This is a genomic window from Aeromonas sp. 19NY04SH05-1 (genome assembly GCF_040581895.1).
In the GTDB taxonomy this organism is placed as follows: domain Bacteria; phylum Pseudomonadota; class Gammaproteobacteria; order Enterobacterales; family Aeromonadaceae; genus Aeromonas; species Aeromonas enteropelogenes.
Map to the genome: position 1 here is coordinate 3,158,281 of NZ_CP095328.1, position 23,498 is coordinate 3,181,778.

21 protein-coding genes are annotated in these 23,498 nt (G+C 56.3%); 9 read left to right on the plus strand and 12 right to left on the minus strand.

Annotation, left to right across the window (positions count from 1 at the left end; translation table 11 throughout):
• Positions 1-40: 40 nt before the first annotated feature.
• The 5 genes from MRK42_RS14440 to kbaZ all read right to left on the minus strand — a co-directional run bounded on the left by MRK42_RS14440 (position 41) and on the right by kbaZ (position 5,128).
• Entirely contained in the window at positions 41-895 is an 855-nt protein-coding gene (locus MRK42_RS14440) for a tagatose bisphosphate family class II aldolase (protein ID WP_201940957.1), read from the minus strand.
• Positions 886-2,085 carry an N-acetylglucosamine-6-phosphate deacetylase gene (nagA, locus tag MRK42_RS14445; RefSeq protein WP_338610688.1) on the minus strand — a complete coding sequence of 400 codons (1,200 nt, stop codon included), beginning with the start codon at positions 2,083-2,085 and terminating at the stop codon, positions 886-888. The genes MRK42_RS14440 and nagA overlap by 10 nt, the downstream gene beginning before the upstream one ends.
• On the minus strand, positions 2,086-2,526 hold the full coding sequence (gene agaF, locus MRK42_RS14450; protein ID WP_042027591.1) for a PTS galactosamine/N-acetylgalactosamine transporter subunit IIA: 441 nt from the start codon (positions 2,524-2,526) through the stop codon (positions 2,086-2,088).
• A gap of 82 nt (positions 2,527-2,608) precedes the next feature.
• The gene (locus MRK42_RS14455) at positions 2,609-3,820 is read right to left on the minus strand and encodes an SIS domain-containing protein (RefSeq protein ID WP_338610690.1); all 1,212 of its coding nucleotides are present in this window, start codon (positions 3,818-3,820) and stop codon (positions 2,609-2,611) included.
• Positions 3,821-3,832: 12 nt separating this feature from the next.
• Positions 3,833-5,128 carry a tagatose-bisphosphate aldolase subunit KbaZ gene (gene kbaZ / locus MRK42_RS14460; protein WP_338610692.1) on the minus strand — a complete coding sequence of 432 codons (1,296 nt, stop codon included), beginning with the start codon at positions 5,126-5,128 and terminating at the stop codon, positions 3,833-3,835.
• A 273-nt stretch (positions 5,129-5,401) separates the two neighbouring features.
• Between kbaZ and MRK42_RS14465 the strand changes: the two genes are divergently transcribed.
• Positions 5,402-6,214, plus strand: coding sequence for a DeoR family transcriptional regulator (locus MRK42_RS14465; RefSeq protein WP_042027597.1), 813 nt, complete (start codon positions 5,402-5,404; stop codon positions 6,212-6,214).
• 14 nt (positions 6,215-6,228) lie between these two features.
• Here the strand turns inward: MRK42_RS14465 and MRK42_RS14470 are convergent, their stop codons facing one another.
• The 3 genes from MRK42_RS14470 to MRK42_RS14480 form a co-directional block, all read right to left on the minus strand.
• Positions 6,229-7,023 (minus strand): aldose 1-epimerase, encoded by a 795-nt coding sequence (locus tag MRK42_RS14470; RefSeq protein ID WP_354688324.1) that lies wholly within the window; start codon positions 7,021-7,023, stop codon positions 6,229-6,231.
• 59 nt (positions 7,024-7,082) lie between these two features.
• On the minus strand, positions 7,083-8,537 hold the full coding sequence (locus MRK42_RS14475; RefSeq protein WP_338610697.1) for a sugar porter family MFS transporter: 1,455 nt from the start codon (positions 8,535-8,537) through the stop codon (positions 7,083-7,085).
• Positions 8,538-8,610: 73 nt separating this feature from the next.
• Positions 8,611-11,889 (minus strand): DUF5107 domain-containing protein, encoded by a 3,279-nt coding sequence (locus MRK42_RS14480; protein ID WP_338610699.1) that lies wholly within the window; start codon positions 11,887-11,889, stop codon positions 8,611-8,613.
• 116 nt (positions 11,890-12,005) lie between these two features.
• Here MRK42_RS14480 and MRK42_RS14485 point away from each other — a divergent pair, with 116 nt between their 5' ends.
• Together MRK42_RS14485 and MRK42_RS14490 are read left to right on the plus strand one after the other, a co-directional pair.
• Positions 12,006-13,205 (plus strand): ROK family transcriptional regulator, encoded by a 1,200-nt coding sequence (locus MRK42_RS14485; RefSeq protein WP_338610701.1) that lies wholly within the window; start codon positions 12,006-12,008, stop codon positions 13,203-13,205.
• A 253-nt stretch (positions 13,206-13,458) separates the two neighbouring features.
• Positions 13,459-14,811 carry an integrase arm-type DNA-binding domain-containing protein gene (locus MRK42_RS14490; protein ID WP_335857324.1) on the plus strand — a complete coding sequence of 451 codons (1,353 nt, stop codon included), beginning with the start codon at positions 13,459-13,461 and terminating at the stop codon, positions 14,809-14,811.
• Between the two features lie 358 nt (positions 14,812-15,169).
• On the opposite strand, the gene MRK42_RS14495 is transcribed toward MRK42_RS14490, so the two are convergent.
• Entirely contained in the window at positions 15,170-16,777 is a 1,608-nt protein-coding gene (locus tag MRK42_RS14495; RefSeq protein ID WP_335857325.1) for a hypothetical protein, read from the minus strand.
• Between the two features lie 87 nt (positions 16,778-16,864).
• Between MRK42_RS14495 and MRK42_RS14500 the strand changes: the two genes are divergently transcribed.
• Both MRK42_RS14500 and MRK42_RS14505 read left to right on the plus strand, forming a co-directional pair.
• The gene (locus MRK42_RS14500; RefSeq protein WP_335857326.1) at positions 16,865-17,332 is read left to right on the plus strand and encodes an AlpA family transcriptional regulator; all 468 of its coding nucleotides are present in this window, start codon (positions 16,865-16,867) and stop codon (positions 17,330-17,332) included.
• Between the two features lie 380 nt (positions 17,333-17,712).
• Complete coding sequence (locus MRK42_RS14505; protein WP_335857327.1) at positions 17,713-18,576, plus strand: inovirus-type Gp2 protein; 864 nt, start codon at positions 17,713-17,715, stop codon at positions 18,574-18,576.
• A 133-nt stretch (positions 18,577-18,709) separates the two neighbouring features.
• Here the strand turns inward: MRK42_RS14505 and MRK42_RS14510 are convergent, their stop codons facing one another.
• Together MRK42_RS14510 and MRK42_RS14515 are read right to left on the minus strand one after the other, a co-directional pair.
• Positions 18,710-19,306 (minus strand): hypothetical protein, encoded by a 597-nt coding sequence (locus tag MRK42_RS14510; RefSeq protein WP_338610705.1) that lies wholly within the window; start codon positions 19,304-19,306, stop codon positions 18,710-18,712.
• Positions 19,307-19,320: 14 nt separating this feature from the next.
• Positions 19,321-20,004: a hypothetical protein gene (locus tag MRK42_RS14515; protein WP_338610707.1), complete on the minus strand. Its 684-nt coding sequence runs from the start codon at positions 20,002-20,004 to the stop codon at positions 19,321-19,323.
• Between the two features lie 176 nt (positions 20,005-20,180).
• On the opposite strand from MRK42_RS14515, the gene MRK42_RS14520 reads away from it, so the two are divergent.
• Together MRK42_RS14520 and MRK42_RS14525 are read left to right on the plus strand one after the other, a co-directional pair.
• Entirely contained in the window at positions 20,181-21,131 is a 951-nt protein-coding gene (locus MRK42_RS14520; RefSeq protein ID WP_171276702.1) for a DUF932 domain-containing protein, read from the plus strand.
• An 11-nt stretch (positions 21,132-21,142) separates the two neighbouring features.
• Entirely contained in the window at positions 21,143-21,712 is a 570-nt protein-coding gene (locus MRK42_RS14525) for a lecithin retinol acyltransferase family protein (protein WP_111875156.1), read from the plus strand.
• Here the strand turns inward: MRK42_RS14525 and MRK42_RS14530 are convergent.
• Entirely contained in the window at positions 21,701-22,045 is a 345-nt protein-coding gene (locus tag MRK42_RS14530; RefSeq protein ID WP_043118721.1) for a helix-turn-helix transcriptional regulator, read from the minus strand. The two genes, MRK42_RS14525 and MRK42_RS14530, sit on opposite strands and share 12 nt — an antisense overlap.
• A 147-nt stretch (positions 22,046-22,192) precedes the next feature.
• Between MRK42_RS14530 and MRK42_RS14535 the strand changes: the two genes are divergently transcribed.
• Both MRK42_RS14535 and MRK42_RS14540 read left to right on the plus strand, forming a co-directional pair.
• On the plus strand, positions 22,193-22,984 hold the full coding sequence (locus MRK42_RS14535) for a hypothetical protein (protein WP_106552069.1): 792 nt from the start codon (positions 22,193-22,195) through the stop codon (positions 22,982-22,984).
• Between the two features lie 51 nt (positions 22,985-23,035).
• On the plus strand, positions 23,036-23,482 hold the full coding sequence (locus tag MRK42_RS14540; protein ID WP_330543579.1) for a hypothetical protein: 447 nt from the start codon (positions 23,036-23,038) through the stop codon (positions 23,480-23,482).
• Positions 23,483-23,498 lie beyond the last annotated feature (16 nt).

The following is a 23,498-nucleotide window of genomic DNA, read 5'->3' on the forward strand; positions in this document are numbered from 1 at the left end:
AGTGGCATTTCCTCCCTTATGTAATTGAGATGAGTTGTTTTTATAATTTGCCGTCGCTCATGCACATGCATATCTTCGCGGCGACGACCTCTTCCATGGCAGCCATCGCTGGCACCAGATACTGGCGTGGATCACTGGCATCGGGGTGACTGCCAAGAAAGGCCTTCATGGCATCGGCAAAGGCGATCTTGAGTTCGGTCGCGACATTGACCTTGCAGATCCCAAGTCCGATGCAGCGCCTCACATCGACCTCCGGCACACCGGAGGCGCCGTGCAGCACCAAAGGGATATCCACCTGCTGGCGAATGGCGGCGAGGCGGGCGAAATCAAGACGAGGCTCCTCCTTGTAGAGACCATGGGCAGTCCCGATGGCGACGGCCAGCGAGTCGATGCCGGTACGCAGGACAAATTCGGCCGCCTTCAGCGGATCGGTCAGGTGGGCGTGGCCGGCATCGACCACGAGGTCATCCTCCTGACCACCAAGCTGGCCCAGTTCGGCCTCGACACTGGCCCCCATCCGGTGACAGAAGGTCACCACACTGCGCACTTTGGCGATGTTCTCCTCGAACGGGCAGTGAGAGGCATCGATCATCGCCGAGTGAATGCCCGCCTCGACCTTGCGACGAATGTCCTGCTCGTCCTCATGGTGATCCAGGTGCAAGACCAGCGGGATGCGGTACTGCTGCGCCGCGGCCTGGCAGATGGAGACGAGGTACTCCACGCCGGCGTGACGACAGGTGCCCGGCGTACCCGCCAGGATGACGGGGGAGCCCATGCGCGCCGCCGTGCGGGCCACGACCTGTACGGTTTCCAGATTGTGGATATTGAAGGCGGGAACGGCATAACCCCGGCGCTGGGCATCCTTGAGCATTTCATGGGAAGAGATCAGATACATGGTGACTCCTGTGCGCCATGGCTGACGCGAGACTCAGAGAAGAGGGGGCTGAAACAGGCTGGATCTATCTCCCTGCCCGCCACCCAGATGTGTTGTTGAGCGAGCTCATTGCCAAGGGCGAGCAGGTTGGCCTGCTTGCCGACCGAGAGGGAACCGAGGCGATCCGCAATCCCCAGCATGCGGGCCGGCGCCAGCGAGGCCATGTGGATGGCATCGGCAAGCGGTACGTCCGCAAGCTGTACCATGTTGCGTACCGCGCCAAGCAGGGTCAGGGGGCTGCCGGCCAGGCCGCCGGCCTCAGTGCGTACCACTCCCCCTTTCATCTCCACCCTGTGGTTGCCCAGCAGGTAGTGACCGTCCGGCATGCCGGCGGCGCGCATGGCATCCGTGATGAGCAGCAGGCGCTCGTCGGCGCAGCAGTGGCAGAGCTTGAGCACGCCGGGATGCAGATGGTGGCCGTCGGCGATGAGTTCCAGCCAGGCATGGGGATGGATCAGGCCCGCGCCGACCATGCCGGGTTCCCTGTGGTGCAGGCCGCGCATGCCGTTGAAGCAGTGCACCAGCCCGGTGGCCCCGGCCGAGAGCGCCGCCATGGTGGTGTCATGGTCGGCGGCCGAGTGACCCAACATGACCCGCACATCGCTGGCAACAAGGTGACGGATGGCCTCCAGCGCCCGGGGTTTCTCCGGCGCCAGGGCGACCACCCGCAGGGTGCCGCGAGCAAGCTGTTGCAGCCTCTCCAGCTCCGGGATATCCAGCTCGCGGAACAGGGCCTGATCGTGGGCCCCCTTGTGCTCGGGGGTGAAGTAGGGCCCTTCCAGATAGCTGCCAAGCAGCTGTGCCCCCGGCATCCCGCTGGTCACGCCGTCGGCGATCCTGGTCAGGGCCTGCTCGATCTGCTGCAATGGCGCGGTCACCGTGGTGGCCAGAAAGGCGCCGACCCCTTCGGCCGCCTTGGCAAGGGAGAGATGGGCCAGGGCGCCGGCCTCCTCATCCATCACGTCCACCCCGGCGCCGCCGTGAACATGACCATCGATAAGGGCGGGCACCAACAGCTCGACATCCCATTCCGGCTCGCCTCCCATGAAGGGGTCGATGGCAATGATGCGCCCCGCCTCGAAGGTCAGTTGCTGATGTGCCAGCCACCCCTGCTCGCTCAGCAGGTAACGGGCACGGATCCGTGAAGCCATTTAAATCCCCCCCTCCACCAAACCAACCTGTGCTTGCTGCTCCTTGTTCATTTCGTCGGCCAGGGAGGTGAGTCCCCGATGACCGCAGGCAAGGGCCTCGATGCGAAACTCGCTGGCACTCAGGTCATCGCGCTCCAGCAGCATCTCCAGCAACAACTGCAGGTTGGTGCCGGTGATCACCTCTCGCCCGGGTACCCTCATGGCCAGCAAGGAGGCCACCCGAAAGGGGGTTCCCCCCAGCAAGTCGGTGAGAAACACGACCCCGTCCCCCTGATCCACCGTCGGGATGGCCTGGGCAAATTGCCGCTCCAGCCGGGCGGTGGTGGAGGATTCGGGAAAATCGATGGCCACCACGCAGGGTTGTTCCCCCAGGATCTGCTCCATCGCCTCTGCCAAACCGCTGGCGAACCCGCCGTGACCGCTGATGATGATGCCCAGCATGGGACTCACTCCTGTTCTGGTGATGACGGACACGGGGTCCGAACCGATTGCAAACGTTTGCAATTTCGAGTGCAAAACAGGCTCACAGGCATAACAGGCCCCCCTCCTCGCCTCTTGCGAACATCGCCCTCTCATCCAGGCGTTTGTACGGATAGATGTTGACCCCTTGTACTACCCGGTTGACCTGCCCCGTCGGGCAGGGATTGTCCGGGCTGATGCCCAGGCACAAGGCGGTATGAAAGGCATAGAACTGGGCATAGAGCAGGTAACAGAAGGCCAGCTGGGCATCGTCCTGCGCCAGGGTACGAGGCAGGTAGATGTGCTCCCCCTCCTCGATGCGGGAGTCGTGCCGATCGGCGATGGCAACGACCCGGGCCGCCTTGCCATCGGCACGCAACTCGCGCAGCAGATCGAGATCGTATTGACGGGTATAGGGGTCGTTGGAGACCAACAGCACGACCAGGGTCTGCTCGTTGACCACGGACTTGGGACCGTGACGAAATCCGGTGGGCGAGTCATGCATGCCGATCAAGAGGCCGCCGGTCAGCTCCAGCAACTTAAGGGCGGCCTCCTGGGCGACACCCTGCAGGCTGCCGCTGCCAAGATAGATGACTCGCTCGGCCATGGGGTCATTCCAATCGGGGAGGCGCTGTACCGCCTGGGCCAGAATAGCCTCGCTGGCGCACACCAGCTCGACACAGCCCCTTGGGTTGAATTGTGCCGGCAAGAAGACGGCCAGACAGCTCAGCATCATGCAGGTCAGGCTGCTGGTCATGGCAAAACTGCGGTCATGGGTCTGGGGCGGCATCAACAGTGCCAGGGAGTTGGCCTCCTGCTGGCAGCGTCGATAGAGCTCCCCCTCGCTATTGCAGGTGAGCACCAGGTGATGGCAGTCACTGAGCAACTGGCTGGCCAGCTCGACTGCGGCCACGCTCTCCGGACTGTTCCCTGAGCGGGCGAAGGAGATGAGCAGGGTCGGACAATCCTGCGCCAGATATTCAGCCGGATCGGTGACTATGTCGGTGGTTGCTATCGCCTCGACCCGCTTATTCAGGCGAGCCGCGAGATAAGGGGCCAGGGCGCGCCCGGCAAAGGCGGAGGTACCGGCACCGGTCAGGATCACCCTCAGATGGTCATGGCAGAGCAAGGGAGCGAGAAAAGGATCCAGCAGATGGCGACACGCCTCGACCATGGTGAGGGTCTCCCGCCAGGTGGCGGGCTGCTGGTGGATCTCGCTGGCGGTGGCCAGGCCATTGGCGAGACGCAATGTCTCAACTGAATAACCAAGGATCATCTCTGCAACTCCTTATACAACTGGGTCTAACCGGGGATGACAGGCGAACTCGTAGTGCCGCAACACCTCTTGCACCTGATCGAGAATGAGGTCGTGGGGAGTGGCCGACAGCGTGCCCTGGCGCACCTTGCGATACTGCAGGGGCATATGCTGGCTGAGCAGGGGCAAGGGGATGGGCTCGGCGGCCAGATTGGCGAGCAGTCTGGCGTAGCTGGCGTCGACCCGGCTGTCCGGCCAGTAGTAGCGAATGCGATCCGAATAGCTGTAACCACGAGCCAGACGGCACTCCCTGGCACTGCCATGGTAGTGATGGTGCCAGTAATCGGGGTGATCCAGCATCGCCTCTTCCATCACCTGACGCAGGCCCGAGCAGGCATAGGTGGGGACCAGCTCTTCTTCGATGGCAACAAGGGCAAACAGCGCCTCGCGCAGGGCAAAGGTCAGGGCCGGGCCGACCTTGAGAATGGCAAAGTGGTCGCGCACCAGCTGGCGACAAGCCGTCGGGGTCTGGTAATCGGTGGAGTGGGCCTCGAACACCATGTCGGGATAGGTTTCGATCATCCGGCTGAGGGGCGCCGCCTGTTCGGGCCGATAATCGATGACACGGGTGTGATCGAACTCGACACCGGGCTGCACCACCAGGCCAATGACCCGTGGCCAGACCGTATTCAGCCCTGCGCGGGCAAACGCCTGCCGGTGCGCCTCCAGGGTGTGAAGAGCCGCCTGTGGCGTGGTGACGGCCAGCTCAACCAGATCGTCATGGGCGCCCCCCGGCACCGGCACTTCGGTACCGATCACGTAGACCAGATCGCTGCGCCCGAACCGGGCCTGGCAGGTCTCTTCGGCCACCCGTGCCAGACGAGCTGCCCGCTCGGCGACCAACTCATCGCTCAGGGACACGGCGTCTCCCTGGCAGGGCATGCTGCAATCGAGATGGATTTTCTTGAAACCGGCGGCGACATAGCTGGCGATCAACTCATCGGCATGAGCCATGGCCTGGTCGGCCGGCTCCCCTTGCCAGCGATTGGGTCCCAGATGATCGCCCCCCAAAATGAGGCGGTGCACCGGGAAGTCGCACACCTTGGCCAGCCGATACAGATGATCACGAAAATCGGCAGGCGTCATGCCGGTGTAACCGCCGTATTGGTCGACCTGGTTGGAGGTCGCCTCTATCAGCAACAACTCATTCCCTGTGGCGGCCAGGCGCATGGCCGCCTCCAGCACCAGCGGGTGGGCGGAGCAGACAGCATAGATGCCGACCGGATCCCCCTGCTTATGTCTTTCGATCAACCCCTGCACCGATTTCATTGCACCACCATTGACTGTTTAATCATCAAGACAACTTTCGATTCCTTTCTAAACCATAGACTTCAGACGTATTTAACGAAATGAAAGCTTGTTCAAATCATGAACAGGATCACAAATGGAAAGGTATTGAAAGACTAAAAGAGGGGAAAGGAGCGCGACCAGGCTAGGTGCGATGAGTGAAAGCTTGCTTTGCAATGGCCGCTGGGCATTAATATGAAAAACGAAAAATAACGAAAGTGGTGGGCTCACCACGACACTCCGGCAGAAGAGCTTATGCAGACAACCGAAAAGAGCGTGCTCGGTACCAGCGAGCGGCGGGAAAAAATCATTCAGCAACTGCGCGCCAATGGCAGCGTACAGGTCAACGATCTGGCCAATCACTATCAGGTGTCTACCGTCACCATTCGCAACGATCTGGCCTTTCTGGAACGCCAGGGAGTGGCGGTGCGCGCCTATGGCGGCGCCCTGCTCTGCGAGCCCAATCAGGCGCAGGCGGTGCCCGAGCGCACCATCGCCGACAAGAGCGTACTCAACACACCGGTCAAGCAGCGCATTGGGGCGCTGGCCGCGACGCTCGTCCACCCCGGCTGTCGCCTCGTGCTCGATTCGGGTACCACTACCCTCGAGGTGGCACGCCATCTGCGCGCCCATCACGACATTCTGGTGATGACCAACGGCATGAACGTGGCCAATGCCCTGCTGGAGGCCGAAGGGGTCGAATTACTGATGACGGGGGGGCATCTGCGCCGCAAATCGCTCTCGTTTTATGGCGCCCAGGCCGAGCAGTCCCTGCAGAACTATCACTTCGACCTGCTGTTTCTCGGGGTGGATGGCATCGATCTGGAACGGGGCATCAGCACCCACCACGAGGATGAGGCCCGCCTCAACCGCTGCATGTGCCAGGTGGCCGAACGGATCATAGTGGTCACCGACTCCAGCAAGTTCCGGCGCCTGAGCCTGCACAGGATCATCGACACTCATCGCATCCACACCCTGATCACCGATGACGCCCTGCCCGCCGAACTGCTCAACGGCTTGCGCCATGCCGGGATCGACGTGCTGCTGGTACCGGCTGATGCCCCCTAGAGGCCACGGGGGCATCAAGCCCCCTCGGTCACCGTCAACGTCATGACGAGCGCCAGCCGATCACCTGGTGCCAGCAACCGCAAACCGGGATGGCCCGCCATGTGATGGGCGTTGGCGGCATGGCTCTGGGGTTCAAGACAGACGAATCCACTCGCCTCGTCGGGCTGATAGAGCATCAGGAAGGCACTGTCGCTGGTCAATGTCAGCCGCTGCCGGCGAGCGGGATGTGCCAGCTCGGCCCGGCCACACCAGCCGCCATAACAGTGGTTTAGCCACCCCTGCGGGCGTCGCCAACGGCGAAAATCGAGGTGGGGAGCCAGCATGCCGCTCCAGCTTGTCGGCAGATGATCCGCCCCCTCCTGCCAGACACCGCTCGCCAGAAAACGTACCTGGGTCAGGGCATCTCGCCAGAAGAAGGGGTGGAAACCGGCGCCATAGAGGCAGGGGCTCTCCCCCAGATGAGTCAACGTGATGCGCGCCACCAGGCTGGACCCTTCCAGCCGATAGTCAAGCTCTGCCTGGTAGTGAAAAGGGCCGTTGTCACTGATGAGCCGCAGCGTCACGGCGCTGCCACTCAATGCCACCGGTTGCCACTGTCGCAACCAGCCATCGCCGTGCAGAAAGAAGTCGGGATCGACGGGGCTTTCTGGCAAGCCATGCTCCTCCCCCCACAACTCGAAACGGTTGCCTGCCACCCGATTGGCCAGCGGCACCATGGGAAACAGGGCGCTTTGCCCGGGATCACAAGGAGCATCGGGGTCACTCTCGCGCAGCAGCGGGCGCCCTTGCTCATCCTCCAACCCCAGCAAACAGGCCCCTTGTGTTGAAACCCGCATCCGAAGGTGCGGGTTGCTCAATGTGTAAACCGTCATGCGGAGGCGCTCGCCCTGGTCGACGTCAGTTCAACCTTGCCCCGGGCCAGCTGGGCTTCCAGCGCCTCCAGGGTCACCCCCTTGGTCTCGGGCACCTTGCGGTAGATGAAGATGAGCCCGGCGAAACAGATGAGGCCATAGAGCAGGAAGCTGCCCGAGGCCCCCAGCCCGGCATTGAGCAGCGGGAAGGTGTAGGTCAGCACGAAGCAGGCAATCCAGAGCGCCAGGGTGCCGGCCGACATCGCCAGACCACGCACCCGGTTCGGGAAGATCTCCGAGAGCAGCACCCAGGTGACAGGCGCCAGGGTCAGGGCATAGATGGCGATGGCTGCCAGCACCAGCAGTAGCACCGGCAAGCCCAGCACGCCGCTGGCATAGGCCGCCGCCATCATGCCGTAGATAATGGTCAGCCCGGCCGAGCCAATCAGCATCAGCTTGCGGCGCCCAATCTTGTCCACCATGGGCAGCGCAATCAGGGTAAACAGCAGGTTGATAAGGCCGGTGGCGACGATGGATTTGAGGGTGCTGTTGATGTCAAACCCGGCGGAGGCGAAGATCTCCTGCGCGTAGTTGAAGATGACGTTGATGCCGCACCACTGCTGAAACACCGCCAGTACCATGCCGATGATAAGGATGGGGCGCACAGAGGGCTTGCCCAGCTCCGCCAGCGACACCCGGTGCGCCTCTTCCCCCACCAGGGTCTGACGGATCTCGGCCAGGGTCTGTTTGGCATAGGCATCGCCGCCAATCTTGACGAGCATACGGGACGCCTGCTCATACTGGCCATCTTTGGCCAACCAGCGGGGTGACTCGGGCACGAAGAACATCAGCACCAGAAAGGCCAGAGCCGGCACCAGTTCGGCACCAAACATCCAGCGCCAGCCGGACTGGCCATTCCAGGTAGCGAGGATATCGGCCTGGGTTGCGTTGCTCGCCACCGGATCGGCGATCATCAGATTGACCAGCTGGGCCGCCAGCACGCCGATGACGATGGTGAGCTGGTTGATGGCCACGAACTTGCCGCGCCTGTCGGCCGGGCTTATCTCGGCGATATACATGGGCGAGAGCGCCGAGGCCAAACCAATTCCAATACCGCCCACGATGCGATAGACCACGAACAGATCGAAGCTGCCGGCGGCGGCGGTGCCCCAGGCCGAGATGGTAAACAGGATGGCCGCCAGGATCAGCGGCTTCTTGCGACCGAAGCGATCGGCCGTCCAACCCGAGATGGCCGCTCCCAGCACGCAACCCACCAGGGCCGAACTCATGGCCCAGCCGGACTGGGCCGGATCCGTGATGGCAAAATAGGCTTCATAGAAGGGCTTGGCTCCGCCAATCACCACCCAGTCATAACCAAACAGCAGGCCACCACAGGCAGCCACCAGGCAGATCATCCAGACGTAGCTCATATTGAGCCCGTTCGTATCTGATTGATTTTTCGTGCGTTCCATGACTCATCCTTATCATCTTTGTCGATTGTAGGGTCCAGGGGCGCCCCTCACAGTGGCGGGGCGCCGGTTTTTGTTATGGGGTGAGCACAAGCTCACGGCAGATCAGGGTAAACAGATGCCCCTTGTCATGGGCCGGGTTGAGGGTAAGCAGCTCACCAAGCGTCTGCTCGCAGGCTTGCCGCTGTCCCAGGCCCAGCTGGCCGAGCGCCCGCACCAGCAGGCAGTGCTGGCGGTGTTGCTGCTGCGGATCGTCGTCAAGCACGATGAGGTCGGGTAACGACACGGCAAAGAAATCCGCCTCCACGGGGGCCTTCATGGCCTCTTCAGCCCAGGCCACCATGCCCTCAAACAGGCGCTCTGCCTCCTGCCCCCGGCCAAGCTGCGTCAGCGCCATCCCCCGATAGAAGAGGTAATCCACCGGCTGATCGTTGTAGTAACGGCTCGCACCCAGCCCGGCCTGACCGAGGCAGGCCTGCTGCAGGCATTGGCTTGCCAGGCTCTGGTCGTCACAGGCGAGGTGACAGAGCGCCAGCAGGTAGTGGATGTCGTTGTCGGTTTGCCCCACCAGACGCCCCTCCCCCAGGTTGAGGGGATAGTGCAGCGCCTGTTGCAGCAACGGAACAGCCTGCTCGTGACGTCCCTGAGTCATCAACGCTAGCGCCCGGTGTTGCTGGTTGATGAGGTACTGGCCGGTCACCTTGCCCTCGCCCCCCTCCCAGGGGTGGAACTCGCGCAGCCGCAATATCTCGGCCGCGGCCTCCAGCTGGCCGGTGATGTGATAGAGGCTGAGTAGCTCGGCGGTCAGATCGTCGCGCTTGAGGGCGACCTCGCGATGGGCCTCCAGCAGAGCTAGTCGCTCGGCGGGTGCCATGGCGCAGCGCTTGTGCAGCTGATCGAGCTCGAACAGCAGGCGGGCATCGTCCGGCTTGAGGGCAAAAGCGCGGCTCAGGCACTGTTCTGCAGCCGCCAGATCGCCGCCCTTGTTGAAGTGATGGATGCCAAGGTTGCGCCAGGCCGCGGCAAACTCGGGCGCCAGCTCGCACACCGATTGCCACAGGGCGACCGCCTGCTGGTAGTTGCGCTTGCTGTAGTGAAAGCAGCCCAGCAGATAGCGGGCAAACCAGCTGTGTGGCAACCGCTCAAGCATGGCCACCTCCCCCAGGGTGTTGGGAAAGCGCACCCGGCGACCCAGGGCCTGCTCGGCCCGCCGCAACAGCGCCTCCTGCTGCGCCCCTTGTGGTTGCAGGCTGGCCTGAAACAAGAGCGGCAGGTTCTCTTCCACCGGCAGGGCCTGCAGCAGTTGGCGGGCCAGTTCGGGGCGCTCCAGCTCAAGCAAGGCAGTGGCAAGGAAGCAGAGATTGACCCCGCGCCCGTTGCAAAGACGTGCCAGCGCCTCGAGATCCGCCGCCTGCTCGCTCCCCAGCCAGCGCAGCAAGGCCAACTGATAGTGAAGAGGGTGGCGCGCCTGCTGCTCGTCGAGATAGGCAAATGCCGCTTCCCGCTCGCCGCACTCCAGCAGCGCCAACCCCTTGAGGGCAATGGCGCCATAGTGGGTGCCGTTGACCGCGAGACTCCTCTCGACAAATTGCAGCGCCTGCGCGGGGTCACGGCGCACCATGGCGATGCGGGCCAACCCGAAGAAACCGCTGTCACGGCAGTTGCCGCTCCAGGTCGCCTTGTGGAAGTCATCGAAAGCGGCGTCGAGCCGACCGAGGCGCTCCTCGATATGGGCGCGCAGCAGGCTCCCTTTGCCGCACTGGGGGTTCTTGTTGAGGCGATGGGCCCGGGCCAGCGCCCGATTGGCATACTCCAGTGCCTGCTCATAGTTAGCGCGGTTGTATTCGAGGGTCGCCAGCGCCAGGTTGCAGCGATAGTCGCCGCTGTCGATCTCCAGCGCCCGCAGGTAGTAATCAAAGGGGGAGCGGCTGGCGTGCAGGTACTGCTCCAGATGCTGACCGATGAAATAGAGCTCGTCGACCGAGTCGAGATTGGCGGCAGGTGCAGGGGCCGTGGCCGGATCCGGCAGCGCCTCGCCTGCCGGCTGGTGTTCGAGGTAACTCAGGATCGTCTGATCGTGCTCATCAAGCAGGCTCACCCGCAGGCGCCCTTCACTGCTCGCAGTGCTCTCTTCCAGCCAGGCCTGGCCCGGCTGCAGTTCAAGGGCTTTCGTAAACAGTACGCCGTGCTCGTCGCTCACCTCGACACGGGCACCGGATAACGGTGCCACCGCATAGGCGCCGCACAAGAACCCGCCCTCGGTGCGCTCCAGCTTGAGGGCGGCGCGGGTGTTGGCGTTTTGCACAGTGCCCAGGGTGTTGTAGGGCAGGAAGTGCTGGACGAACACCTTCTCTTCGCCCGCATCCAGCCAGGTGAAGTCGGGCTGGTTGTCGGTATAGACCCCGGTCATCAGCTCGATATAGGGACCATTGTCATCGGTCAGGTTGCGATCCCAGGCAAGGCCGAAATCACAGTTGCCCCAGGTCCACTGCTTCTTGCCCGGGGAGACGTGATGATCCGCCACATGCAAAAGCCCGCCCTGTTCGTCATGGCTGTAGGCGCCGACGAAGTCATAGTCGGACTTGTCCGCCATGTAGGAGGTGGGCACCGGAATGTTGCGATAGCGGGAGATATCGACCCCGCTCGAGTAGTCCACCTTGTAGTAGGTGCCACGGGCGATGGGGAAGGCGCTGACATCGCGCTTGCCGTGGTCATAGACGGCGGTCACATCCGGCGGGAAGACACTCTGGTGATCATCCCCCCCTTTGACCGCCGGGTTGGACCACCAGAGGAAGTGGCGCGGCGTGTCATTGCCGTTGAACACCTTGCCGGTGATCTCGATAAGCGCCCTGTCCGGATAGAGGGTAAAACCGGCCATCACCTGCAAGCCACGCATCGCCTCCACCTCGCCGAGCCAGACGGTCCTGGCTCCGCCCTCGCGCTCCTGGATGGTGAAGTCCACCGGCATGAAGGTGGTGGGCCTGTGGTGCTGTGGCCAGTTGAACTCGATCCCGCCGGAGATCCAGGGACCCACCAGCCCCACCAGGGCGGGTTTGATCACCTCGTTGTAGTAGACAAAATCCCGCTGCATCACTTTGTCATAGGCGCGGTGAATGCGACCCCCCAGCTCGGGCAGCAGCATCACCTTGATGAAGTCGTTCTCCAGCCAGATCGCCTGATAGGGCTTCATCTGCTTCTGCCCGGTGAGGGTATCTATCACGCCATAGGGGTAGACGGCTCCCGAGGAGCCCTGATAGACCCGCTTCTCGAGGAACATGGGGTTGGGATCTTCGGGGCCAACCTCGTAGGTCGGCAGGGTGACGGTTTCTTCCCAGACTCGTACATCCGATCTCATCTATCTCGCCTCACTCAACATTAATTAGTAAACGTTTCGATGAGGCCAGTTTAGAATAGGGTTTTCAGTGATTTTCGCTCAAAGATCACGCAATACAGTAAGCAGGGTTTAGTGAAATGAGACACGCCGGCTTGAACAACCAGAAGGTCCGCCATCACAACAAACAGGTGCTGCTGGCTCTGCTCTACCAGCTCAAGGAGGCGAGCAAGTCCACCCTGGCCCGCCATTGCGAGCTCTCCATCCCGGCGGTCAGCAAGATCCTCGACGAACTGGTCGCCGACGGCGCCATAAGCCACAGCGAGCAGAATCTCTCCGCGCGCGGCATCTGTGGCGGCAGCTACCGCATCGCCAGCGGCCAGGGGGCGATCCTCTGCCTCAACATCAGTCCCACCAGCCTGGAGAGCATACTGGTGGACAATCTGATCACCCCGCTCGGCGAGTACTCTGGTCAGAAAATCTCGCCGCAAACACCGGAGGAGTTACTGAGCCTGATTGAAACCTGCTACTACCAGCACAAGCGCCGCCACAAGGGAGTGGCGATCCGCCTGGCGCTGGCGATACATGGCCAGGTCAACCCGGCCACCGGGGTCTCCCAGACCATGCCGCAGGCCCCCTGGCATGCACCAGTCGAACTCAAGTATCTGCTGGAAGATCGCCTCGGCTGCGAGGTGATGGTGGACAACGACTGCATCATGCTGGCCCTGGCGCAGAAGTGGCAGGGCCGGGAAGCAAACGGGGATTTTTGCGTCATCAACGTCGACTACGGCATAGGTTCGGCCTTTATCATCAACGGCCAGGTCTACCGGGGTGCCCTGTTTGGCAGCGGCCAGATAGGCCACACCATCATCAACCCGGATGGCAGCGCATGTGCCTGTGGCCGTTACGGCTGTCTGGAGACGGTCGCCTCCCTCTTTGCCATCAAGAAGCGGGCCCGGGTATTTCTCAAACAGCAGGCCAGTGCCGATAACCCGGCGCCGGAAGGTGGAGAGCTCGACACGGCCCGCTTGCTCGCCCTCTACCATCAGGGGGATGTCATGATCCGAACCCTGGTCGATGAAGGGGCCCGTGCCATCGGCCTGAGTCTCTACAACTTCCTCAATATCCTCAACATCAACCGCATCTGGCTCTATGGCCGCAGCTGCCAATTTGGCGAGCCATGGTTGCAGACCATCATCCACCAGACCGGCGCCAATCCGTTCGATTGCAGCGATGCGGTCAACGCCACCCACATCCGCTTCGGCGAACTCACCCGCTCCCAGCAGGTGATGGGGATTGGTTATCTCTATGTGGAGCAAGCCCTGGAAACCCACGCATAGAAAAGGGCCGGCTTCACGATGAAGCCAGCCCTTGTCATCTGGTGCCGGTAACAGGAGTCGAACCCGCGACCTTCGCATTACGAAGTCAATAAACTCACGTTTAATCCTGTCTTAATAAATCCAACAAATAAAATAAATCACCTTAAATTCAGTGACTTAAGCACGCGGCAAATTCACCCTTGTCCAACGACATACAACCCTATACGATGCCAAATGTGGTACCCCATGTGGTACCCCAAAACGAGGTTTTAGGATGATTTCTCAAGATCGACAAGTCGCGGCGGCAGAGCTTAAAGAAGGTGCGACCGCAACCCGATTTGCTATCAGCTCTAAACATGGTAACGGGTTATCACTCGAGGTTCGTGCTGGTAAGCAAAAGCGCTTCGTGTATCGATTTAGGCTACTTGGCAAGCAACAAACCATGGTCCTTGGACTATACCCTGCGATGGGACTTGCTCAAGCTCGTGAGCGACATTGTGTTGCGGTGGGGCAAGTCAAACAGGGCATCGATCCCCGTCAGCTTGTTGCAGAGGCTAAACAAAAGAACGAACAGATGCTCGTGCTTGATGAACTGTTTGAGCAATGGCTTAGCCACAAAGCCAGCGTAAAACGCCGTGATGGCGTTCGATCAGAGATTAGCCTTCGAACCGTCACTGATTATCGTCGAATCTACCAAGCACACTTGCAAAAGGTCCTTGGTAAATATCGAGTTTGCGATATCACCATGGCCGTCCTCCACCAACACTATCAGAAGCTACAGAAGGTCTCTCTGGAAGGGCTTCGCAAAGCAATGGGAATAATGAACCAGGTGATGGAGGAGGCTATGCGACGACAGCTTATCGAGATGAGCCCCACGTTGGCACTCAAACCCAAAGTTTACAATGCGACCCCCAATCCACCTCGAGAGCGTTGGCTACCAATCTCTGAATTACGAGCCTTGTGGCATGCATTAGAAGAGGGCGTTGAAGGTGGCGGAGCGTTAACAGCTGGTGGCCGTGGCATTGCTACGACTTCTGTTCTTTCTGGAAGTGTCGCCAATGCAATTAAAATCGTCATATTGAGCGCGGTTCGTCGAGGTGAAGTGATATCGATGCAGTGGGCACACTTGGATGGTGATCGCTGGACGATTCCGGAAACCAAAAATGGGCGCCCGCATGTGGTGACCTTGTCGCCTTTGGCTCAGGAAATCATTTCAGAGCAGCGAATGATAACCTCCTCTACCAGTCCATATGTGTTCGAATCGACGACGAAACTGGGTCATGCCATCACAGGTGACGCACTTATGCGCGCCCTTGACCGGCTACAGAAGCGTAAGCTGGCTGAACTTGAGCCATTTAGCGTACACGACCTGCGGCGCAGTGTTGCAAACTGCTGTGGTATTGAACTTGGTGCAGGACCTCTAGAGATAGAGCATATGCTGAACCACCAGATCAGTGACAAACTCCTGCGAACTTATCAGGCGGGCGCTTTACGTAACCCTGAAAAACTGAGGAGTTTATTTCTTCGGTGGGGGGATATTGTGAAACATCAAATAGCCCAACATGAAGTAGAAAAATCACCTGATGTTATAGGGAACGTAATCCAAGGGACATTCGGTAAACGCTGAGTTTTTAGCTCGATCAAACCCAAGAAGGAAGCGGCCATCGGCCGCTTCCTTCTATGAGCCTGTTTAGCCTGATATGCTACGCAGCCACCTGATGGGCACATAGCTGATGCGGCGCCCTCCCTGGCCATTAGCCTTGCCTGTCAGGTGGTCTGCTGTAGGTGATCCTGATAGACCCTCTGCCACTTGGTATGCTCGGCCTTATCGCCTCTGGCCTGCCAGAAAGCACAGATGCCCTCGGCCAATTCTGCGGCCATGGTACAGTTTACCGAGAGCGGGTTGACATGTGCTGCATACCACCGTACTGACCTATTCGATCAGCTGCCTTGATGGGCCGCTGACTTCTTGTTTTCCAAACGGCTCAGCCCAAGTTATCGCCTAATGCTTGCAATGCTTTGGAGCTGGAAATTGCTGCTTCATCTACCTCTTTATCCCCCACCACATCAGATGCTGGCAGTTCAGCAGAAGTAGGCGGTTGATGAGATTGAGACACCTCAGATGGGGCTGCGCTGGCTCCATTTTCACTCACGCTATCCAATAAAGTAGATGCATGTGGCGCATCTTGTATTTCATTATTCGAATGTCTGTTCTTATTTTTCCAAGGTGGCATTCTTAAACTAATATTTTGACGTGAATGTCTTTTATAATCAGCCTCATTCATATCAACTTGATCAGGTTTAATTCCTAGATCCTGACTTGGTGAACGTGATTTTCTTATACGCAATCTATACAGTAATTTGACAGCCTCTATGACTACCTCAAACTTGTTCTTACCTAGCTTTTTTTCTAACTCTTCTAGATTGTCCATGGTTGCAGAATCAACCTCTACATTTAGTTGAGTTCTTTTACCATTTACCTTTTCCCTCTCGTTTTTCTCTAATGCTTTTTTTGATAATAACATGATTTTTTTAACATCATGACGCTCTCGTGGCAAGAAGGACATCACTGTAGTTATAAATCCAAAATACTCCTTATCTTTCCCAGCTAAATGATATAGCTCATGATACCATTTTCTATTTGAGTACCTATTGAATCTATTTTTAGACATGTAATCAAAAAACGAATGACCATACTTTTCAACAAACTGTCTAACACTATTTTTTACACTTTCGACCTGAAGACAAATACACTCCCTTGGTACAGAGCGAATGATATCAAAGATATATTTCCTTCTGGCATCTTGTTGTTTTTTGTTGTAACAGATGCCGATAATGAACATATCTATAAAAGCCTGCAACCTATTTATTAATTCATCTGTTCGTCTGGAAAATATATCCTCCCTGATAATTTCAACATAAAACGAAAATAGATTACCATCTAAGAATCTCACACCAGATTCGCCAGTTGGCTTTGTCTTGCTAAATTCTGACATTAGCTTTACAGCTATTGCCGTAATTATATAATGAGAATACTCCATCACAGAGCGATCTCCGATCTTCAACTCATTGCAAAGAGAAATGCTTTTCTTGTTAAGTTCAACATCCATCAGGCTGACACAGCTTTTTAAAAAAACAGCTGCTCTTTCATTAGGATTATCTTCTGTACATGTTTCGAAATCATTCAGCAGAGTTGTTACCTCGCTTATGGTCTCATCATACTTCCCCAACTCGTTATAATACCCAAGGAAGACATTAAGCTGTTCAAAATCATACTGTATATTTTTTATTTTATGAGCACTCAATGTTTCCCTATTCATTGCAACATTACGTAGAAAACAATATTTTACCTGCCACCTTTTTGATTGGTCTTCATCTATTTTTGAGTTATTTGAATATCGATATATTAAGTCAGCTGACATTAATGCACGATACTCATCGCAATTGACACTAACTCCACGATGAATAGTAACCCCGTGTTCCTTTATAATGTTCATTAAAACTTCAGTCTTTGTATCGCCACTCCTCCTACGGCCAACATCATCACCAACAAACCCAAAGTATAAAAAATTAAAAATCCTATTTAAATTCATATTGACACCAATATCAATAAATGAAAAATACGCTCAGAAAAACACCAACAACCCACCTAGGTGGCACATGCACCTAGGTTCCGGATCGTGCCATCAGCAACCATTAAACATGGGCAGATTCATGCAGCCCACCACCCCATCTCAGCCATGCAACTCAAAATCAAGCTGGCACTCTTCCAGTTACGCTCAAACATCCTTTTCTACACCTCTTTTCATAGTGTCATCCTCATCCTCGCCATCTCCCACACTATACATCCCTGCTCAGGATGTCTAAAGCCAGTTTTTTTCAACCCCCAATCCCTTCTGGTGAACGAAACCCCCAACTACCAGGAGAACACCATGAACACTTCCCCCAAAGTCCTGCGCATCAAAGACGTTATCCAAAAGACCGGCCTTGCCCGTTCAACTATCTATGACCGCATCAGCGATAAATCCCCTCGCTATGACAAGAATTTTCCCAAGCCACTTAAGTTGGGCTTGTCAGCTGTCGGCTGGTTTGAACATGAAATTGATACTTGGTTAACTAAACAGGCATCAATGAGGGGGTTTTATTGAACAGCTAAATTCTCCACAGGGTAGCATGAATAGATGCCGCTAATATAACTACATCTTGCCAAATTCATTATGATGCAGAGCTCCTACTACCAGTAGGAAGTAAAGCGGACGTAGCAATAATTAGCCTAAACATCATATGGATTACGTTAATATACCAATGCTCATCATGAATAACATAGCTCCCTCTCACTATTTCACTAAGCATCTTGTACCTGTGACTCTGGCGATATGAATTCGTAGGAGGGGGGAGCTTTATGTTATTTGAATCCATTCATAATCTATTTGAATCCATTCATAATCTGTAGTGACTAGATACATTAACCATTTAACATCTAAGTTAGCTACCTATTCACTAAACACTCTTCAATGAGGGATTACTCATGTCTACAGATATCCTAGATTTCATTCATCAATTGGAAGTAAGATACCCATCATTCAGCATCCATGCTTTCCAAAAAGCAATGGATGCAGTTACCGAACATTACTATCACTACCGAGAAGCTAAATCAGCTCATCCTTCAGTTGAGCTGTTCCTGCAATCCTTCTATCGTTACCATGACCTTGATGTATACGATGAGTGTTTATCTACTGAAACACGTAATGAGCTTTTAGCTGAGCTAAATGACGTTCTAAGTGACTTTATGCTTCAGCTGAAGTCACCACGTCATCAGAAGCAGTTACACAATCTAAAACGTGCAGATAAGCGTAATAGCGATAGTATCCAGAAGTACATTAATGCTCTTTTTGATAAATATGCCAGATTACTGATAGTCAGAGTGGATGTTCACTTTAGAGATGACGTAACTCTAGAGGAGGCTCAAGAGGAACGAGAGTATTACTTGCGTACTATTAAACGCAAGTTTACTCGATTGGTAGGCTATATCTGGAAATTAGAGTATGGCGAAAGTAGGGGCTATCACTATCACATCGCGTTTATATTCAATGGTAAATACTTGCAAAATGATATCAAGATTGGCCGTTTGCTGGGAGAGCGTTGGCATGCAGGTAGCTATTACAACTGCAATGCTAAGCGATCTCAATATGAGGAATGGGGAACGGATGGTATCGGGATGATACATCGAAGTGATGACGAGAAGCGACAGAAGCTATTTCAGTATGCCATGAAATATCTAGTCAAAATGGACGAGGCCGTGTTGGCTCAAACATGTGGACGCTCAAATAGGATGGGTAAGATGGAGGTGCCTGGTAGGAGAATGAGGGTTCTCAGGGTCTCTCTGGAGTAGTATCTGACTATCGAGCAACTTGCCAGATCCACACGCAGCGTATTTGAGCTGCACTACGAGAGCCTAACTGGTCTGCCCTTCTTCACCTGTTTCCCCCTGAACTGCTGTCAGGGGGCTTCTGTGGTGTTTTAAGCTATATCTTACTGGGGAGATGGGCCAGCTGACTGGAGATCCAGTCGTGGATATCACCGGGGGTTGCAATGACAGTCTCCAGACTGAAGCGTTTCACACAACAGGCCACTTCGGGGTAATCCTGATCCTGAGTGGTCCAGACATCATGCTTAGCCCAAGGATACTCTTCAGCAATGTCGTCCCAACTGTACGCAGCATCTTTCGTGTAGCAGTACAGATGCAACTCCAGTGAAGAGGAGCCAGTATGCGGGTCGTAGTCCATTGCCTCCGGTACTGCATCGATGAACGCATCATCAGTGTTCAGGCGGAAGTAGAGCACGATGTCCCCTTGTTTCGCATGCTCCGACTGACCGCCTCGCTGGTAGCAGTAGAAGGACTGAAAAAGGGGTAAGAAGCTCCAAGCCGCTCGCGAAGACGGTTTAGAGGTGCTTTTTCCGATACCCTCGCCCTCCATGCTTCCCCAGAAACGAAAGTTAGCGTTGGCCGCTTCGCTCGCTAGTTTATCTAATTGCAGCAGGATCCGTTCATAAAAGCCCTCGAGCAAACGGTGAGCATGTCTGACCTGAGTGACCAGCGATCGTGCTTGGGATATTTCCATTTGTTATCTCCTTACTAACTCCAGTGTTGAAGTTGTTCGATACCAGTAGCCAAGGGCATGGCATCAGCCTTGTCCACCATCGGCAGCCAACTTGGGATAAGCGGAGCCATACCATAAAGTTCGAATGCGCTCTGCCAGTCACGCAGGATCGCTTTATCCTGACGAGTGCTAAAGAGCTCATTCTGTCGTAGCCAGCAGCGAAGCGGCTCCCATTCACAGGCAGACATGCTCTCAAAGCGCTCAGGTAATTCCGTCTGTTCCAGTGGTCTTGGTACTACGTTGCCCAAGGCGATGTAGTAGATCGTTTCATACTCGGCATAAGCCTCTTCAATCGTGATGGCGTCCATTTGGTTAAACCACTGCGCTTGATACTGCGCACCGCCGAATGGGGGTTTTACCTCAATGACGAATAACTCTCGAGCGAAGCGAAGAACTACGTCAGGTTCAACCTGCTCACCCAATGAATTCCTCAAACGCGGCCATAGCTCTAACTCCATGAAATCTGATAGGTCGAGTTGCTGACGTCCAAGCAGGAACGCCAATAGCGCCGATAATGCGCCATCTGAAAGATATGGGATTCGTCCAAAAAACGTCGCGGTGAGCAGGTCTTCACTGCGATGAAACACATCGCACCAACGTTGCGATTCATCCTCACGCCCAATCCGTCCAGCCTTACTACTCAAAATCGCTTGTAACATTTCCCCTCCAGCTTTTACTGCAGACCTAAGGCATGATCCTCTCACCTTTCGATGATGAATACTCTGTAATAGGACACAGACTGAGCCTCTGATGAACCAAATCTCAGACATATGTTATCTCCATGAACCTACCTCAGGGACTGCTTCGGCAGTCCCTTTTTTCATTGGAGATCTCTATGGCTCATTTGATTGATTCTATGGCCTACACCGGCCAAACCCCTTGGCATGGCCTCGGCAATGTCTTACCCCCACAGCAATCCCTCGATGTCTGGCTGCAAGCTGCCGGGATGGACTGGACCATCGAGCAAAGCGATGTGCTGTATCAGGGCTCGCCTGACAATCCGATCCTTCATACCTACCCAGACAGCAAAGTGCTCTACCGCTCCGATACCCTAGCACCGCTGTCGGTGGTATCGCAGCGCTACAACGTGGTACAGCCCCATGAGGTGCTGCACTTCTATCAAGATTTGGTAGAGGCCGGTGGTTTCGAGCTGGAGACAGCAGGCTCACTCAAAGGTGGTCGCAAACTCTGGGCCCTGGCCAAGACCGGTCAGGACCTGATGCTCACAGGCGGTGATCTGGTGAAGTCTTATCTGCTGCTGGCGACCAGTTGTGATGGCACGCTCTGCACCACGGCGCAATTCACCTCGGTGCGGGTAGTCTGCAACAACACCCTGCAGGTAGCAGTAGGTAACCAGTCCGCCGCCATCAAGGTGCCCCACTCAACCCAGTTCGACGCAAGTGCCGTGAAACAGGCGCTGGGACTGGGGATAAGCCAGTGGGACCATTTCGGTCAGCATGCTAAAGCACTCAGCCAACGCCCTGTGGCACCTCAAGAGGCACTGCGCTTTTTCAGTGATCTGCTGGCACAGCCTGTGGAGGAAGAGAGCATTGTGCTCACCCGGCCTATACAGCGTTTGCATGAGCTCTACCAAGGGGCAGGGATGGGGGCCGAGCTGGCCAGCTCGCACAACACCGCGTGGGGATTGGTCAATGCGGTAACCGAGTACGTCGATCACCATCGTCGTACCCGCAGCCAGGATCATCGGCTGGATTCAGCCTGGTTTGGCCAAGGGGCACAACTCAAATCCCGTGCCTTGGCGCAAGCCATCAGCCTGCTGCAATAGGAGAGAGCAACATGTCCTCATTGAACTATGGCGACCACCTTATCTCCCCACGCATCGGGTATGAGCACCACGGGATCTACGTCGGTGACGATTGGGTGATCCACTACCAGGGCCCGTTTTCTGGTCATGACGCGTGTCAGGTTGTCATGTCTACGTTAGGGGAGTTTTGCCAGGAGAAGGACTTTATTATCAGGACCCATCCTCAGCGACTGAGCCCGGATCACAGTGTCAATCGAGCGCACAGCCGTCTGGGCGAACGCAGTTATAACCTGCTGTTCAACAATTGTGAGCACTTCGTGATGTGGTGTATCAAAGACCAGCACCACTCAGCCCAGGTCACGGAGGCAGCAGCCACTTTGCTGGCGGCTCAAGTCGCGCGTTCTTCACTGGGACACCTGACCTCAGTGGCTACCGCAGGGGTAACAGGCGCCTCCCTGAGCTCATCCGTAGCAGGTGGTGCCACCACGGCGGCACTGACATCATTGGTTGGGGTTTCCACTGCGCCAGCATGGGCGCCGTTGGCCATCGGGGCGGCTGCAGCCTATGGTGCCCACAAGCTGTGGAACTGGTTAACGGATTAGGCGGCTCATCAGGGCCGTCATGGTATCAGTGACCCATTGACGATCATCGTCGGTGAGTTGCTCGAGTTGGTGAGCTAATCTGACGGCTTGCTCAAGGGGCCGCGAACTGGTTTCACGGAGCAAGTCCGTCAGCTCACATCCAAATATCTGTGCCAACTCAGCCAGTCGAACGATAGTGGGAACCACAATCCCCCGCTCCATGCGCGATACCGCTTCCATCCCAATCTGCAGTCGTTCCGCGACTTCCTCTTGGGTCATTCCCCGTTGTTGACGTTGATAAGCAATAGCTCTGCCCACTGCTTTGGCTAACGCGTCCTGATTGATATCCATCACACCTCCAGATTCAACTTTTAAAGTTGACACCCGGACTTGTTGACATGAAGGACTCAAAACGATGAGGATCGCCCTTAATGGTTGATTTTGGTTGAGGCTGGACCGAATGGGTCGAATTACATCAATACATTTTAGAAGGAAACAAACATGAAAAAATCCATGCTATTGCTAGTAATGCTGGCAGCCACTCAGCAAGCACATGCCCTCAGTGAGTCAGCCGCTGATGCCCCAGGCTGGAAGCAGTTTGGTAACGCAGCTGAGGGATTCAGCTACGGTGTCTATAACCGAGCGGATTCATTCACCATTCATTGTCACCCTAACAAACCCGCCACCATCAATGTGGATATCATGAGTGTCGGAAAATACGGCTCTCAGGACTATCAAAGTGATTTCGTTTTTGAAGTGGATGGCAAGATCTTCATTGGCCACCGGGTTCTTCAAGACCAGAAAAGTTTTGAGGAACTCTGGACCGCACTGAGAAATGCGAAAGAACTAGGCGTATATCAACGCGAAAAAGGCAGCCGCAAATTTTCGTTCCCAACAGCGAACATTGCAAACACGCTACCAGCGCTGGGCTCGCCAGGCTTTCCTTGCCAATCACAAGAGACCTATGACGCCGCCGTCCTCGACGAAGACCTAGCTAACATCGAACCGCTGAAGGAGGGCGATGTACAGTTGAGAAAACGCGGTAATCCCTATTACGGCAAAACGACCTGGAACAAGTACCTGCTCGACATCACCAGCCGCAGTAACCGGATGGTGATCACCGACCTCAAGATCAACCGGGGCAGTTGCAAGATCGATCCTAAAGCCAAGCTGCCATTTCGAATGGGCTTTGGCGGCAAAGTGACGCTCTCTCTGCTGCCGGAGGACTGTAACCCCCTTGAGGTCACTGTGACCACCCTGGGTGGCGAGCAGACGCTGTCGTTTGACCAATAACCCAACCCAGGGAGGCAACAGCCTCCCTGTTATTTTTAAAAGGTAATCACAATGAACCGACTTATCGCGCTGCTGGTGGCTCTTGCCACCAGTGGTGTCGGGGCAGAGGAAAATGGCTGGTCTCGCAGTTGGGGGCCGGGTACGCAGGCGAATTACAACGTCACCCTCGCAGGCTCCGCCCTGCTCACTATTATCTGCCGGGATGATGCGCCGCTCACCATGCTGGCGACGATGAACGGTCGTGATTATGGCAGCGACAGCAAACGTCAGTTTGCCTTACTGGTGGACGGACAACGCTATGACGCCCCTTACCGGCAAGGTGACTTCCCCACGCTCTGGGAAGCACTTCGCAACGCAACTTCGGTGGCGCTATTGCTGCCGTCAAATCCCCCCATCGATTTGCCCACCAGCCACCTTGCAGAGGTACTGCCAGCCATTGGCTCGCCAGATAACAACTGTATTGCGCCTGGGTCATCACCGGACTTTGGCACACCGTGACGATGGCTTACACCCA

What these genes read in the sequence shown, in the direction of transcription:
- MRK42_RS14440 (WP_201940957.1), bottom strand. Translation starts at nt 895, where the DNA reads ATGTATCTGATCTCTTCCCATGAAATGCTCAAGGATGCCCAGCGCCGG.
- nagA (WP_338610688.1), bottom strand. Translation starts at nt 2,085, where the DNA reads ATGGCTTCACGGATCCGTGCCCGTTACCTGCTGAGCGAGCAGGGGTGG.
- agaF (WP_042027591.1), bottom strand. Translation starts at nt 2,526, where the DNA reads ATGCTGGGCATCATCATCAGCGGTCACGGCGGGTTCGCCAGCGGTTTG.
- MRK42_RS14455 (WP_338610690.1), bottom strand. Translation starts at nt 3,820, where the DNA reads ATGATCCTTGGTTATTCAGTTGAGACATTGCGTCTCGCCAATGGCCTG.
- kbaZ (WP_338610692.1), bottom strand. Translation starts at nt 5,128, where the DNA reads ATGAAATCGGTGCAGGGGTTGATCGAAAGACATAAGCAGGGGGATCCG.
- MRK42_RS14465 (WP_042027597.1), top strand. Translation starts at nt 5,402, where the DNA reads ATGCAGACAACCGAAAAGAGCGTGCTCGGTACCAGCGAGCGGCGGGAA.
- MRK42_RS14475 (WP_338610697.1), bottom strand. Translation starts at nt 8,537, where the DNA reads ATGGAACGCACGAAAAATCAATCAGATACGAACGGGCTCAATATGAGC.
- MRK42_RS14480 (WP_338610699.1), bottom strand. Translation starts at nt 11,889, where the DNA reads ATGAGATCGGATGTACGAGTCTGGGAAGAAACCGTCACCCTGCCGACC.
- MRK42_RS14485 (WP_338610701.1), top strand. Translation starts at nt 12,006, where the DNA reads ATGAGACACGCCGGCTTGAACAACCAGAAGGTCCGCCATCACAACAAA.
- MRK42_RS14490 (WP_335857324.1), top strand. Translation starts at nt 13,459, where the DNA reads ATGATTTCTCAAGATCGACAAGTCGCGGCGGCAGAGCTTAAAGAAGGT.
- MRK42_RS14495 (WP_335857325.1), bottom strand. Translation starts at nt 16,777, where the DNA reads ATGAATTTAAATAGGATTTTTAATTTTTTATACTTTGGGTTTGTTGGT.
- MRK42_RS14505 (WP_335857327.1), top strand. Translation starts at nt 17,713, where the DNA reads ATGTCTACAGATATCCTAGATTTCATTCATCAATTGGAAGTAAGATAC.
- MRK42_RS14510 (WP_338610705.1), bottom strand. Translation starts at nt 19,306, where the DNA reads ATGGAAATATCCCAAGCACGATCGCTGGTCACTCAGGTCAGACATGCT.
- MRK42_RS14515 (WP_338610707.1), bottom strand. Translation starts at nt 20,004, where the DNA reads ATGTTACAAGCGATTTTGAGTAGTAAGGCTGGACGGATTGGGCGTGAG.
- MRK42_RS14520 (WP_171276702.1), top strand. Translation starts at nt 20,181, where the DNA reads ATGGCTCATTTGATTGATTCTATGGCCTACACCGGCCAAACCCCTTGG.
- MRK42_RS14525 (WP_111875156.1), top strand. Translation starts at nt 21,143, where the DNA reads ATGTCCTCATTGAACTATGGCGACCACCTTATCTCCCCACGCATCGGG.
- MRK42_RS14535 (WP_106552069.1), top strand. Translation starts at nt 22,193, where the DNA reads ATGAAAAAATCCATGCTATTGCTAGTAATGCTGGCAGCCACTCAGCAA.
- MRK42_RS14540 (WP_330543579.1), top strand. Translation starts at nt 23,036, where the DNA reads ATGAACCGACTTATCGCGCTGCTGGTGGCTCTTGCCACCAGTGGTGTC.